The sequence below is a fragment of the Pseudomonas sp. F01002 genome, from assembly GCF_004402115.1.
Classification (GTDB): Bacteria; Pseudomonadota; Gammaproteobacteria; order Pseudomonadales; family Pseudomonadaceae; genus Aquipseudomonas; species Aquipseudomonas frigoris.
In genome coordinates this window covers 1-357 of sequence record NZ_SOPU01000028.1, presented here as the reverse complement: position 1 = coordinate 357, position 357 = coordinate 1, and the positions used below count along the sequence as shown (strand labels likewise).

The window sequence follows — 357 nt, the reverse complement described above, 5'->3', positions numbered from 1 at the left end:
CGACCGACGTGTTCACCTACACCGTGCGCGATGCCGACGGTGACCAAAGCACCACCACCATCACCATCGACGTGATCAACAGCTGCATCCGAGCGGTCAGTGACAGCGACGTGACCGTCTACGAAAAAGCCCTCGACCTGAACCAGGACGGCCAGGATCTGGCGCCCGGCACCGTTACCGGGAGCCTGCCGGGCAACACGGGCGAAACCGCCAGCGGCACGCTGGTCGGTTCGGTCAGCGGCGCGGTCGGTGCGATCACCTACACCTTGGTCGGCAGCGCCACTGGCACCTACGGCCAAATCCTGCTCAATCCCGACGGCACCTACACCTACACGCTGACATCGGCGCCAAGCACCA

General features: G+C 64.7%; 1 protein-coding gene. It reads left to right on the top strand.

The window, feature by feature from the left end; genetic code table 11:
- A partial coding sequence (locus tag E3W21_RS31965; protein WP_256661642.1) for a hypothetical protein occupies positions 1–357 on the top strand: 357 nt, incomplete at both ends.